Raw genomic sequence first — 14,152 nt, 5'->3', positions numbered from 1 at the left:
CAGGGCCGGGTGACATGCAAGAAAAACTCATAGAGTGGGCTTACCTGCCGGCATCCCTGGTCCCAACATAAGGCCTACGATGGAAATGGCAAGGGATCGGGTCTTCCAAAGGACGGGGAACCCCGGGATGGTTCAGCTCGGGGGATCCTTTTTCGGGCCCGCGGGAGGTGGTGCGAGGGATTCCCCGTCCCTCAACCTGCCCCTGGTCATGGAGGCGAAGATTCCACCGAAACAGAGCAGGGAAAAGACCAGGAAGGACGCCTTCATACTTTTCAGGAAAAGGGAATGGTTTTGGGGTGTGATCCGGGCATGCCCGATAAGCAGGCTGAAGAGGAAGGTTACGACGGCCATGCTGATGAGCATCCCGAGGAGGCGCATGGTGCCCACGGCGCCTGAAGCGATCCCGTAAAACCTCTTTTCCACCGAACCCATGATGGCATTGGTATTGGGGGAGGAAAAGACCGCAAATCCCAGACCCAGTAACACCAGACCTCCTGTCAGCCCGGCCAGGGAGATGGAAGAATCGGCAAAGGTGAAAAAGAGGAGACCTGCGGTGGTAAGGGCCATTCCAAGGGAGGCCACGACCCTCGGCTCCACCCTGTCAGAGATTCTGCCCGCCAGGGGTGAAAAGATGGCCATCACGACCGGCTGGGCCATCAGGACCATCCCGGCCTTTTGGGGGCTGAGTCCCTTGATATGCTGCAGGAAGAGGCTCAACAGGAAGGTCACAGCAAAGGTGGCGCTGTAATTGATGAGCGCGGCCAGGCTGGAGAAGGCGAAGACCCTGTTGGTCCTGAAAAGCCTCAACTCGAACACGGGATTTTCCGTCCGCTCTTCCCAGATGATGAAAATGGTCAGGCACACCAATCCTCCCAGAAGGATCAGGGCCCCTTTCACTTCGGGGAGAAGAGACAATCCGTACATGGCGCCGAAAACGGCCAGGGTGTATAGGAGTGAGCCGGGAACGTCGAAGGATTCTCCACGGGCCTCGGCCCATTCGCCGGGAAGTCTCCACCACACCAGGAAGATGACGATCAGGCCGAAGGGAATGTTGGCCAGAAAAACGCTCCTCCAGGTCAGGTGTTGGGTCAGGAAACCGCCCAGAGAGGGGCCGAGGGCGAGACCCACATAGACTGCAGCGACGTTGATCCCGAGCACTTTACCCCGCTCCCAGGGAGGAAATACCGAAGTGAGGATGGCTATGCCCGTTGAAAAGACCATGGCGCTCCCGATTCCCTGGAAGATTCTGAAAAGAATCAGTGCAGATGCCGAAAAGGATAAGGCGCAAAGGAGGGAGGAAAGGGTAAAGAGGAGGATACCCCATGAAAAGACCAGTTTTCTTCCGTGAATGTCCGCGATCCGCCCGAAGGGGACCAGGGAGACGGCCGAGGCCAGGAGGTAGGAGGTCGCCACCCAGCTCAGGAGGACCGCTCCGATCTGAAATTGTTTGGATATGGCGGGAAGGGCCAGGTTGATGGAGGATCCCATGAAGGGGGTCATGAAGGAACTGATCGTCGCCACGATCAGGGCGGGCCTCCGCAAGGCGGGATCTCCGGGGGGAGAAGCCTTAGGGGAGGCACTGGGGCATGGATTCTTTTTCGTTGTTTTCATCGGGATACCGGGATGAAATGGATTTAAGGATTTCGAGGCATGAGAAAAAGGCCTCCAGGATTTCCGGGTCAAAGTGCTTTCCCGAGGATTGATGCATCTCCTCCAGGACCCGGTCCTCGTTCCACGCTTCCTTGTAAGAACGGTGCGAGCAGAGGGCGTCGTAGACGTCGGCCACGGCCACGATCCTTCCGAACAGGGGAATTTCCTCCCCCCGCTTGGGTTCCGGCCGGCCGTCAGGCAGGATACGGCCGGGAACGGGATGCCCGGAGACGGGGTCGATATGCCCCGGATAGCCTGTGCCGTCCCACTTTTCATGATGGTTGAGAGCCACCGTGGCGGCCATTTCCTCGAAATCCGACTGCACGTCGTGGAAGAGGCGTGCTCCGAGATACGTGTGGCTTTTCATGATTTCGAATTCGTCCACGCTCAGTCTGTCGGGTTTCTTGAGAATGAGGTCACTGATGGCGATCTTGCCCACATCGTGGAGCATGGCCGCCAGGCGCAATACGTCCTTTTGTCGCTCGATTTCTTCAGGAGTGATTCCCTGGGCCGTAGCCCATCGTTCGTAAATCTCCACGGAGTAAGCAGCGACCCGGTTCACGTGGCCCGCGGTTTCCCTTGGATCCCGCAGGGAGGCCATGCTGATCATCCGCAGGATGATGTTGCGGGTCATCTGGGCGCGTTCCACGGCCAGGGCCGCGCTGGTGGCGAAATGCATGCAAAGGGCCTCGTCGGTGGGAGAGAAGGGGATCGGCCGACCGTTCTCGTCCAGGGCATTGATGATCTGCATGACTCCCAGGACCTCCCCCCTCTGGTTGGTCATGGGGACCGCCAGGACGGACCGGGTTCGGTAGTCGGTGAGGCGGTCGAAGTGGGAGTCGAAGATGTAAGGCACCGAGCTGTTCAACCGGTAGACGTCGGGGATATTTAGCGCCTGTTTGTTTTTCGCCACGAATCCAGCGATGGAGGCATTGTTGATTGGAACGGAGTGGGTGTTGAAGACAAGCTTCTCGTTGGGCTTGAGGCGTTTTCGAAGCGTATCGTTCTGGGTATGGCTGAAAGTAAGGGAATCCCCGCGCTTGAGGTAGATGGACCCGGCGTCTGCGTCGAGGAGTTTGCGGACGTTGGCAAGGATTTTTTCAAGAAGAAGATCGATGTCCTTCGTCTGGTTGAAGTCCAGACTGATCTGGTTGATAAGGTCGATTTTTTCTCGTTCACTCAGCATTTTCAATTCATCTCTCTATTCCGGGATGGTGTATGGAGCTGAAAAGGAACCCTGGAAGGACTTTTAGGAAATGACCGCATTCCGTTTTCAGGGAACCGGAAGGGATTATGGGGCCCCGCCTTCTTTGCTGTCAAGTGATTTCCTAACCTTTCCCCGTCACCTCCGGGAGGGACGGGGTCCGCCCGGGCGCCCAGTTTCGCCTTGACGGTCACGAGCAAACTTTGGTAGAAGTTTTCCATGAATGTGCTGGACATCATTATCATCGCCGTGATGACCTTTCTCATCGTGAGGGGCCTCATGAGGGGTTTCTTCAAGGAGATCGCCTCACTGGCCGGCGTGATCCTGGGTATTTTACTGGCGCTCCGTTTTCAACCTGAAGCATCCGCACTCCTCCAGACCTTCCTGCCCCGGACACGCTTCCTTAACCTGATCGCTTTTGCCGGGGTTTTTTTCTCTGTTCTCCTCGTCTGCAACCTCCTGGGATGGGCCATGAAGTGGCTTTTCCGCAAGGCCCTTCTCGGGTGGGTGGATAAGACGCTCGGGGTCGGGCTTGCCGCCCTCAAGGGGATCCTCATTGTTTACTTGGGAATCGTTCTTCTCACCTTTTTTCTCCCCGCCCGGACGCCCCTCCTGGCCCGTTCCAGGCTGGGGCCCCTGATCGTTTCCTCCTATCAAACCCTTACCCGCCTGATTTCCCCTGAACATTACCGGCACTTCAAGAAAAAATTCGTGGAAACTGCCCTGGAGGTAGGCGGTGGAATCCAGGGGAAAGCCTCCCGCATTACCGAGAAGCAATGAAAAAAGAGGAGCTATCCAGGGCCTTCATCGCCCTATCAGAACTGCTCGAAACCCTGCGGTCCCCCGGAGGATGTCCATGGGATGCCCGCCAGACCGATGACACGGTGAAAATGTATCTCCTGGAAGAGGCCTACGAGGTCCTCGACGCCGTTGAAAAAGGGGATTCAGGGGAGCTTTGCGGAGAACTGGGAGACCTCCTTTTCCAGATCCTTTTTCTTGCCCGGCTGGCGGAGGAGCGCGGGGAATTCGATCTTCTCGACGTCCTGCAGGGGATCACCCGGAAGATGAGGGTCCGGCATCCCCACGTATTCGGGACCCTTGAGCTGGAGAGCCCGGAGGAAGTGGCGGAGAACTGGGCCAGGATAAAGAAGAAGGAAAAGGCCGATCTTCCCTCCACCGCCAACTCTCTCGACTCGGTTCCCGCGGCCTTGCCGGCGCTTCAGGCCGCCCATCGCCTGACCGAGCGGGCTTCAAGGGAGGGATGGCGGGGGCCCGGAGGCGGGGTGTGGGAAGCCCTGAACAGGGAACTGAAGGACATTAAGGCTTTCTGTGCAGCCGGGGACAAGGAAAAGGCCGGAAGGCGGATCGGGAGCCTCATGTTCCTGCTGGCGCACCTCGCAGGAACCTTGGGATTGAATGCGGAACACCTCCTCAGAATGACCAACCGGGATTTCGTGCGGCAGTTTGAACGGACGTGCGGGGCCGGAAAAGATTCCGTGGATTGAAGGATTCAAGCGGGAGGAACCTTGGGTGGGAAAAAAAAGAAGAACAGGAGTTCGAGGCGGTTTCTCACCCGAGTTTGGATCACCTGCCTGAAGATTTTTTTGTGCCTCGTTTTTTTCTCGGCCCTCCAGGTCCTGCTGTTCCGCTTTGTCGATCCCCCTGTTACCGTTCCCATGTTGTGGGGTTGGGCAAAGGGAGCGGCCGGGGGTAAGCCTTACGCCTGGCCGGGGTACCGCTGGCGCCCATTGGAGAAGATTTCACCTCACTTGCTCAGAGCCGTGTTGGCGGGAGAAGATCAGAGGTTCTTCCGACATCATGGCTTTGATTTCGTGGAGTTGGAGGAGGCGGTGCGGGACCTGTTGCATTCGGGGCGGGTCAGGGGAGCGAGTACCATCACGATGCAAACCGCTCGCTCCCTTTTCCTATGGCCGGGAAGAAGCCTGGTCCGCAAGGCCTTGGAGGCCTACTACACGATTCTCATTGAGCTTTTCTGGGAAAAGCGCCGTATCCTCGAGGTCTACCTGAATACTGTGGACTGGGGTGAAGGTGCCGTGGGGGCGGAGGCCGCCAGCCGGAAATATTTCCGGAGATCAGCGGATCGCCTGACCCTGGGGCAGGCCGCCGCCCTGGCCGCCGTCCTGCCGAGTCCCCATCGGTGGTCGCCGGTGGATCCCAACAGGAGGGTCTTGGAGAGGAAAAGGAGGATTCTTCGGGACATGAAGAGCCTCTTTCCCGGGGGACTTCCGGTGAGGCTTTCCCGGGGTGCCGATTCCCGCCCGGGAAGACCCTCTTTTCAATGAGCGATCGACCATGAAAATCTCAGTGGTTGAAAAGATCCAGAGCCTGAGCATTAAGTGGAAGCTGTTGATTCCCTTTCTTTCCCTGGCCCTTATCGGAACCCTGAGCCTGAGTTACATTGGGTTGACCTCCCAGCAACGGCTCATCCGGGAAGAAGAAAAGAAGGTCCTTCTCCACCACTACCTTCAGTTTTTGAACAGTATCCATCAGAAAAGCCTCCAGGCCCTTTCCCTGGCCACCATGGTGGCGGAAATCCCTGAAGTCCAGCAATATCTTGAAGAACGGAACCGCCAGGCCCTCATCGAACTGCTGCTTTATACCTACGTAAGGCTCAAGATGGATTTTGAGATCGAGCAGTTTCATTTTCATATCCCTCCGGCCACTTCTTTCCTGAGACTCCATTACCTGGAACGTTTCGGGGAGGACATGTCCGCCTATAGGAAGACCATCGTGGATGCCATCCGAACGGGTGAACCTACGGCGGGTCTGGAGTGGGGGGATACGGGTTTCGGCATAAGGGGCGTCGTTCCCGTTTACCGGTTTGGAAAGATCGTGGGGAGCGTGGAGATCGGCCACAGTTTCGGGGAGGCCTTTCTGGACGATTTTCACAAGAGTTGGGGGGTGGATCTCACCCTTTACCGCGTGGGCGGACCCTCTTCATTCAGCACCATGGGGAGGGCGGGGAAATGGACGAAGTCCTTCGACGCGCGGACCCTTGAGCAGGCCGTGACGGGGAAGCCGACGATCCTGATCGCTCCGAAGCGGTTCCCGGACCGTTCTATCCTGATAGGTCCTGTCAGGGCCTATGGAGGACAGATCGCCGCCCTGGTGGAGATCAACATGGATCGCTCCCATATCCGGGCGAGGCTTATACGAACCCGCAATATCATGGTCGTGGTGGGCCTTACGGGAACGGCCGTCTCTTTCCTTATCACCTTCCTGGTCACCATCCTGTTCACCAGGCCCATCAAGGATATCGTGCGGCATGCTCAGGAAATCGCCCAGGAAAAGAGGGAGAGCAAGCTTGAGCTGCGGCCCATGGATGAGATCGGGGCTTTGACCCAGGCCCTAAACGTTATGCTGGAGGCCCTGGTCCAAAGGCGCAGGGAGATCGAGCAGTATGCCGCGATACTGGAACAACGGGTCAGGGAGCGAACCCTCGACCTCGTTGAATCGGAAGAGAAGTACAGGACCCTGGTGGAAAACGTTCCCCTCATCGTCTATCGGATCCTTCCTGACGGGACCACTGAATTCATCAACTCCCGTTTGACGGAGTTCCTGGGTTACGACATAGAGGAGGCCGTGGGAGACAGAGATTTTTGGCGGGACAAGATCTGTGGATACGGGACGGAGATGTACCGGGATATCTGTGAGACCTGCTTCAAGACCGGGGAGGAGTGCCGGATCGAAAGGATCGTCAAACACCGAGACGGCCGTTTCCTCACCTTCATCGACCATGCCATCCCGGCCAAGGATGCCGGGGGGAGGATCCGGTGGATTGATGGGATCATGATGGACATCACGGAGATCAAACGGCTCCAGGAAAAGGCCCTTCGCACCGAGGAAATACGACTCCTGGGAGAGATTTCGGCCCACATGGCCCATGAAATCAGGAATCCTCTCATTTCGGCGGGCGGCTTCGCCAGGCGCCTTCGGGACTCCCTGCCGGAGGAGGATCCAAAGCGGCAATTGGCCCATATCATTGTGGAGGAGGTGGCCCGCCTGGAGAATTACATGAAGATCCTGGTCTCCCTGATCCAACCCTTTGATCTGGTCCTCACTGAGGTGAATGTGGAGGAACTTCTGGAATCCCTCCTGGACAGGCTGCAGGTGCTCCTGCGGGAAAAGGGCCTCGAACTCATCAAGCATCTGCCCCACTCCACACCCTGGATTCAGGGGGACGAGGAAAAATTGAACAAGGCCTTTGAAAGCCTGCTCAGGCATGCTATTGTCTCTACCCCCAGGGGAGAAAAGCTTTATCTCTCCACCCGGGGCACGACCGACCGCCTCTTCATAACCCTGAAACATCGGGTTCACCGCCTCTCCGAGGATGATCTGGAGAAATTCTTCTTCCCTCACATCGACCAGGAAAGGGAGCGGAGCGTGCCGGACCTGCCCTTCGCAAGGATCGTGATACACCGGCACGGGGGCACGGTGAACCTGGAGCGTGAAGGTAAATGGGTCTTGATCATGAGAATTGAATTTCCTGTGATGGGGGATAGCGGCTGATGGGCCTCCCAGTCTTTTTTCTTCCCCCTGTGGGCGAGTAAAGAGCATGGTGATGGTTTTTTCAGGTTTCAGAAAGGGCGCGGCTGGCTCCAGAAGGCCTGGAGACCATTGAAAAACGTTCAATTTTTTCAAGGTCAAGGAAGACGAAAATTTTAACCACAGGAATACATTGAGTATTTCGAGGATTAAACTGCTATCGGCTGAAGCCGTAAGCTTAGGGGCCAAGGGGCCGAGGGTTCAAGGGGTCAAGTGGAAAACATCTTTATTTAAATCCCGGTTTCTCACTCGAACCCTGGGCCCCTTGAATCCTTGACCTTATTAAAAAAACGATCCAACTAAAATTTTCGCCTGGAAAGTCCAAGGTTCTCCTATTCACAGACAGGCACATTAAAATCTAAGTCTAACGCTGCTTGTCCGCCGTTGTCTGGCGGACTTGTCACACCGTAGCCATAGCGAAGGCGGAAGATTGGGCAAAAGGGGGCGTTTTTCAAAGGTCTCGCCTGGAGCTTCCCTGAATTAGAAGGTTTTTTCCATGGTTCGATTCTTTTTAGTGAATGCCTTTATTGCTTTCTATACCATCCTGATGTGCATGTGGAGCGCACTCTTGGCCCTTTTCACGAAGGACGGCGGCAGGCGCGTTCATTTCTGGGCCGCGGTTCCCTGGGCAAAGGCCATCCTCTGGGTAAGCGGCGTGCGGGTGATCAGGGAGGGCGGGGAGGGATTGAACTGGGAGGTCCCCAGGATCTACATGGCCAACCACCAGAGCGCCTTTGATATCTTCGCCCTCCTTGCGGGGTTGCCGGTGGACTTCAAGTTCATACTGAAGCAGGAATTGATGAAGATCCCGATCCTGGGCCCCGCAATGAGGCGGGCCGGTTATATCTCCATTGACCGAGGGGATCCCAGGAGGGCGATATTGAGCATCAACCGCGCTGCCGAAAGGATCAAGCAGGGGGCCTCGGTACTCATCTTTCCCGAAGGGACCCGCAGCAAGGACGGCCGTCTTCAGGTCTTCAAAAAGGGTGGTTTTCACCTGGCCTCCAAGGCGGGTGTCGAGATCGTGCCCATCGTCATATTCAACAGCATTAATATCGTTCCCAAAGGGAGCATGAGGATCAACCGTGGAGAAATCACCCTGAAGGTTTGTAACCCAGTTCCTGTAAATGCCGGGAGAAAGCGGGACCAGGAAAAACTCATGGCCTGCGTGAGAGAGGTGATGCTTCAGGCCATGGGAGAAGAAGCCGGGGAAGACCCCGGATCTTCGTCCTCCGGGGGGGGCGGTTGTTGACACCCCAACGTCTTTACCCTATACTCCCTGAGACGATCAGGGGTATGCCTGACCCGGGACATCCAGATACCAGGCATCTGAAGGAAGACCATTGCGTTTTACCTGCAGGAATTCAAAGTCCACCTCATTTTGCGCTCTCCTTTTTTTCTTGGCCGTTTCGTGTTCCACCATGGCGGCGAAAGACCGCGGGATCTCATCATCCCTTCTTTCATTGTTGAAGAGTTATAAGCGTGAAATCACCGTTGCAGTTCTCCCTTTTGAAAACCGAACAGGGGAGAAGAGTTTGGGCAGGCTCGTAAGAAGGACCTTTTACGGCCATTTCAGCACCAAGAACTATAGAGATCTGGAACTCGAGGAGGTTGACCGAATCCTTCAGGCCCATGAAAAGATCAGCCGGAGACCTTGGAAGGATTTACCCCCGGAAAACCTGGGAGAGCTTCTCCATGCGGACTTTCTTCTTTATGGAAAGGTCAATGATTTCCGGAAGTATTTTCTGGGTATCTACTCCCAGATCGCCCTTGAAGTGGAACTGAAAATGGTCAAGACAAAGGGGGGCGAAGAAGTTTGGAGCAAGACCCTTCTCAGGCGCTCACATGATGGAGGGGTTCCTTTCAGCCTGTTCGGTATCATTCCAGCCTCCCTTCGTTCCGGGTTGCACATGAGGGAAGAACGAACCGTCGCCCTCGTGGATCGTCTCACCCGCGAACTTGTCAAAGATATTCCCGATCCTTCGCCCTGCCTTGTGGCACCACGGGGGGTGGACATACAGATCGCTTCATTCCTGGACGGGGAACGGGCCCTCGGGGCGCTTAAAAGTCTTGAAAAGAAGGGGTACCGTCCCCGGATTGAGACGGTGATCCTGGGGGGGCGCCGTTGGCACAGACTTTATCTCGGGCCTTACAGGGATGAGGAAGAGGCGGAGGGGATAAAAAAGGCGGTGGAAAGGGATTTCGGTTTCCGGCCGTTTCTGGTTCGGCGCTATCCTTTGGGAGCATCACCATGACGATACCCGGAATAAAGATTCCTTGGATGTCCAAAAACAGGAAGAGCGGTGGAGATGCCCTTCTGGCCATGGTCAGGGAGAACTTCTCCAGGGCCGGGGTAGAAAACAGGGGAACGTCTTTCGGCTGCCGGGATTTCCCCTCAGTCATTTGGAGGTCGCCCCCATGAATTTTACGGCTATCGAGGAACTCCGGCAGAGGCTCACGGCCTTGGAAGATGAAAACCGCCGCCTACGAGAAAGGATCGAGGCCCACCGGGAAAGAGAAAAGAAATACCGGTTTCTGGCGGAAAACGTTACCGACGTCCTCTTCCTCCAGGACATGGATCTCGATGTCACTTACGTCAGCCCCTCCGTAACCTCTCTTTTCGGATACAGCCTGGAGGAAGTCCAGGCCCTGAAGCTAGAGGACATCATGACCCCGGATTCCCTTTCGAGGGCCCTTGCCAGTTTTGAGGAGGCCGCATCCCAGGCCAGGAAGGGGCTGAATCCGGAAATTCCCCTCATGAGATATGAATACATCCGGAAGGATGGGTCCACCTTTTGGGGGGAATTGAAGGTCAGTTTCGTCTATGACCATGAGGGACGTCCCATCGGGACCCAGGGTATCCTGCGCAATATCGATGAGAGGATCCGGATGGAAGAGGCCTTGAAGGAGAGCGAGTTCAAATTCCGGAGCCTCTTCGAACTCTCCCCCCAGGCCATTTGCCTCACAGAGCACAGGACCGGGGTATTCATAGATGTGAACAGCCGATTTTGTGAGCTGTCGGGCTACAAGAAGGAGGAGGTCCTGGGGAGTACGGTCTTCGATTTGGGATTTCTCTCGGAGGACGAGCGGGATGTTCGTTTCGGGCAGTTGTTCACCTCCGGGGAGATCCAGGGAATGGAAATAGAATTCGGGACCAAGAGCGGCAATCGGATCACTGTTCTCGTCTTCTCGAAGGTGATCCGGATCGCCAGCCAGGTCTGTGTACTCTCGGTCCTGTGGGACGTTTCAGAGAGCCGACGGTTGCAGGCCCAACTCGTGCAGGCCCAAAGATTGAAGGCCCTGGGAAACCTTGCCGGGGGGATCGCCCATGACTTCAATAATCTGCTCATGGCGATTATGGGAAACCTCTCCCTTGTCCTTTTGACCATGAATTCCGATCATCCCCACTATCCGATGCTCAAGGACATCGAGAAGCAGGTCCAAAGCGGGGCGAGGTTGACCCGCCAACTGCTGGGATATGCCAGACAGGGAAAATATGAAGTCAGGCCGGTGAATTTCAACGACCTCGTGGCGGAGACAGCCCGGACCTTTGGTCGGACCCGAAAGGATATCATCATCCATCAGCGGCTCTGCCCGGACTTGAATTTCCTTGAGGCGGATCAGGGCCAGATGGAACAGGTCCTGTGGAATCTTTTCATCAACGCAGGAGACGCCATGCCCGGCGGGGGGGAGCTTTTCCTTGAGACCAGTAATGTGACCCACAGGGACATGCAGGGCTCTCCTTATGACCCAAAGCCTGGATCTTATGTGCGGTTCAGGATCACTGATACGGGTACGGGCATGGATAACGAAACCCTTGAACACCTTTTTGAACCCTTTTTTACAACCAAGGAAAAGGGCCGTGGATCAGGCCTGGGCCTGGCGTCTGTATACGGGATCGTGAAGGGACACGGGGGATACATTGACGTCGAATCCGAACAGGGCAAGGGGAGCACCTTTTGCCTCTTTTTCCCTGCATCCCGGAAAAGTATTGTCCGGCCCGTACAGCACATAGGGCCTGTAGAAGGAAGGGGCAACATCCTCCTGGTAGACGACGAAGAAAGGGTCTTGTATTCTACGTCCAAACTGATTGAACACTTGGGATATCGTGTCTTGACGGCCAGGAGCGGCTTTGAGGCCGTTGAGGTTTACCGGGACGGATTTGATGAGATAGACCTGGTGATCCTGGACGTGGTCATGCCGGAAATGAACGGGGCCATGACTTTTGAAAAGTTGAAAGAGATCAATCCCTCGGTCAAGGTCCTCCTCTCCAGCGGGTTCAGCATTGAAGGGCTGGCCTCGAGTATCCTTGAACAAGGGGGAGACGGCTTCATCCAGAAGCCCTTCAGGCTGGAGGAGCTTTCCCGAAAGATGAAGGAAATCATGGAAAAAGGGTGAGCAGAGAATGGTTCGGGTATCCCTCCGTCAAACAGCCACCTTCCTATTCGAGACCTTTCATCGCAGATCCGTTGGTCCGTCATCCTGAAAAATTTTACCGTTCTTTTCACCAAAATTACCTGAATAAGTGGCAAGGTTTTACATACCTTTTATTTCTTTCCGTGGATTCTCTTTCAACATGCTGGAATCAAAAGAGGATTTTTGGGGCCCCTCTGGCATTCCCCTTGCTTTATTTATCCGGCATTCGGACGGGAAACATCAAAATCCGTGCCCTCTAGTCCGGCCGGCGACCGGGATCTGGATTACGAAAAAACGAGTGGATACTGAGGCTCACGTTTCATGAGAGCTGCATTCAAGCATTATCTGAATCCATTGCACATTTATTGCCGCCTTCGTGACATGGGGATGAGCAAGGGTAAGGCCCATTACCTTTGTTCCCTTTACGAACGGTATATTTTCAATCAGTTTTTGACCCGATAAGCAGGCAGAAATAGGCCCCTTCCATCCCGCACAGGTTTCCGCCCTTCCATAGCCCTTCACTGAAAAGATATTGATTCCTGGAATATTGCCATACTAGGATGGGAAAAAGATCGGGACCCGAGTCTTTTTTCGGTCCGTGCGATACTTTAATGGAGAGTGGAGTCATGGGAATCTCAAGGATCTGTTCGCCGTTTTTCTGGCCGTGCTTTTTATTCGTGATATTGGCCTCCAGCCCTGTTTATTCAAACCCCGCCCTTCTTCTCCCGGTGGATGGCCGGGTGGATGTGATTCGGCATGGGATGCCGGTTCCGGCAAGGACCGGTACCAGGCTGCAATCGGGAATGATCGTTGCGAGCCAGGGCGGAAGGGCCACGATTCTTCTATCGGATGGCACCGTGCTGCCGGTAGACGCCGGCCGTCAGGTGATAGTTCCCGAGGGAGAGGAAGCGGGAGGGGTGGATGGGATGGTTACCGCCCTCATGGATACGGTCAGGGAGATGACTTCACGGGGATCGCGATCGATTTCGCGAGCTGCGGAAGCGGATGCCGGTAAAATTTTTCTGCTGTACCCCTGTGATTCCAATTTGTTGCCAGGGGAGCTTCGGTTTGAATGGAAAGGCCCGGTTGGTTTGGAAGATGTCGAGGTTTCCATACGATCCCCTTCTCCCCCCTTTCAACATGTCTTCACCCCTTCGGTCAAGGAGGGTGATGGAGAGAAAGGGCTTCCGCCCGGATTTCCTCCTCTCCTTCCCGAAACCCGGTACTATTGGAAGGTAAAGGGTTTTTTACGAGACGAGAACCGGGTCATATCCTCGAGGTTTTCTTGGTTCGCCATTGCGGGGGAAAGGACGGCCCAGGCCCTTGATATGGAGCTGAAGAGGCTTGATCGGATGGATCCCCTGGATGAAAAAGACCGTATTTTCTTAAAGGCCGCCCTTTATCTTTCTTACGGTCTCAATCACAAGGGATTGGTCCTCCTGAGAATGCTCCATGAAAGAGTCCCAAAGGACACCGGATTGAAAGAAATCATCACAGGTGTGCTTCAGAAGATAAAAATGGAAGAAGGAATCGATGTAGATCACTGAGCCCGGATCGATTCGCTTACCCGGGATTTGGGAGGAGGCGTGTCATTGAAAGAGGTCGTTTCCTCGCGGATTTTCAATATCGCAAAGGACGGGAAAGGAGTTTCCTTTCCACCAAACCAGACGGTGTGAATTTTTCATCCGATTTCCGTTGACAAACCCTAAAAAAACCCTAGATTATCGTATTTTGCCCGTGGGGCCTGGGCATGTACCGCCCCCGGGACTCAAGGGCGATTAAGTTTTCGGCGATATGGAGGGAGAGAGCCATGAGGACACAACTAGCACTCAATAAGGAAACGGCTCCCTGGGGTCTGTTGACGAGTCTTGACCTCTACGATTGTGACCCTGATACCATTCGAGATGCCGAAAAGATCCGAAACTACGTTATTGAGCTGTGCGACCTGATCGAGATGAAACGATTCGGGGAATGCCAGGTGGTTCATTTTGGAAAAGATGAACGGGTCCAGGGATATTCCATGGTCCAACTCATCGAAACCTCACTGATTTCAGGTCATTTCGCCAACCTCACCAATGCGGCCTATATCGACATTTTCAGTTGCAAGCCCTACGAGCCTGATGAGGTCGCCCGGTTTTCCAAGGATTATTTCAAGGCCTCGTCTCTGTCCATTCATACCGTAAAGAGGATGTGATTTCAGAACCCCCCCCTTTACTCCCCGAATCCGCACCAGCAGACCGGCGGTGCGGGTTTCGGGGAGAGAGAAGGGCTCTCCTGCCGCGGTAAACGCCCGATGCCGACCAAAGGGCTTGACAC

The 14,152-nt window shown here is 55.2% G+C and carries 11 protein-coding genes; 9 read left to right on the top strand and 2 right to left on the bottom strand.

Annotated features, from left to right (window positions below):
* Positions 1-132 precede the first annotated feature (132 nt).
* Positions 133-1,611 carry an MFS transporter gene (locus tag JRF57_02245; GenBank protein MBW2302513.1) on the bottom strand — a complete coding sequence of 493 codons (1,479 nt, stop codon included), beginning with the start codon at positions 1,609-1,611 and terminating at the stop codon, positions 133-135.
* Positions 1,568-2,836, bottom strand: coding sequence for an HD-GYP domain-containing protein (locus JRF57_02240; GenBank protein ID MBW2302512.1), 1,269 nt, complete (start codon positions 2,834-2,836; stop codon positions 1,568-1,570). Before JRF57_02240 ends, JRF57_02245 begins: the two co-directional genes overlap by 44 nt.
* 237 nt (positions 2,837-3,073) lie before the next feature.
* Here JRF57_02240 and JRF57_02235 point away from each other — a divergent pair, with 237 nt between their 5' ends.
* From JRF57_02235 to JRF57_02195, 9 genes are all read left to right on the top strand, one after another.
* A complete protein-coding gene (locus JRF57_02235; GenBank protein MBW2302511.1) occupies positions 3,074-3,634 on the top strand; it encodes a CvpA family protein in 561 nt (186 codons plus the stop codon).
* Positions 3,631-4,359: a nucleoside triphosphate pyrophosphohydrolase gene (gene mazG / locus JRF57_02230; GenBank protein MBW2302510.1), complete on the top strand. Its 729-nt coding sequence runs from the start codon at positions 3,631-3,633 to the stop codon at positions 4,357-4,359. Before JRF57_02235 ends, mazG begins: the two co-directional genes overlap by 4 nt.
* Positions 4,360-4,380: 21 nt before the next feature.
* A complete protein-coding gene (gene mtgA / locus JRF57_02225; GenBank protein MBW2302509.1) occupies positions 4,381-5,157 on the top strand; it encodes a monofunctional biosynthetic peptidoglycan transglycosylase in 777 nt (258 codons plus the stop codon).
* A gap of 10 nt (positions 5,158-5,167) precedes the next feature.
* A complete protein-coding gene (locus tag JRF57_02220) occupies positions 5,168-7,384 on the top strand; it encodes a PAS domain S-box protein (GenBank protein MBW2302508.1) in 2,217 nt (738 codons plus the stop codon).
* Between the two features lie 532 nt (positions 7,385-7,916).
* Positions 7,917-8,672, top strand: coding sequence for a 1-acyl-sn-glycerol-3-phosphate acyltransferase (locus JRF57_02215; protein ID MBW2302507.1), 756 nt, complete (start codon positions 7,917-7,919; stop codon positions 8,670-8,672).
* A gap of 283 nt (positions 8,673-8,955) precedes the next feature.
* The gene (locus JRF57_02210) at positions 8,956-9,675 is read left to right on the top strand and encodes an SPOR domain-containing protein (protein MBW2302506.1); all 720 of its coding nucleotides are present in this window, start codon (positions 8,956-8,958) and stop codon (positions 9,673-9,675) included.
* 163 nt (positions 9,676-9,838) lie between these two features.
* Positions 9,839-11,818 (top strand): PAS domain S-box protein, encoded by a 1,980-nt coding sequence (locus tag JRF57_02205; GenBank protein ID MBW2302505.1) that lies wholly within the window; start codon positions 9,839-9,841, stop codon positions 11,816-11,818.
* Positions 11,819-12,462: 644 nt separating this feature from the next.
* The gene (locus tag JRF57_02200) at positions 12,463-13,383 is read left to right on the top strand and encodes a hypothetical protein (GenBank protein MBW2302504.1); all 921 of its coding nucleotides are present in this window, start codon (positions 12,463-12,465) and stop codon (positions 13,381-13,383) included.
* Positions 13,384-13,646: 263 nt separating this feature from the next.
* Entirely contained in the window at positions 13,647-14,030 is a 384-nt protein-coding gene (locus JRF57_02195) for an S-adenosylmethionine decarboxylase (protein MBW2302503.1), read from the top strand.
* Positions 14,031-14,152 lie beyond the last annotated feature (122 nt).

This window comes from Deltaproteobacteria bacterium, assembly GCA_019310525.1.
Classification (GTDB): Bacteria; Desulfobacterota; DSM-4660; order Desulfatiglandales; family HGW-15; genus JAFDEE01.
This window is presented reverse-complemented; position numbering and strand designations above follow the sequence as displayed.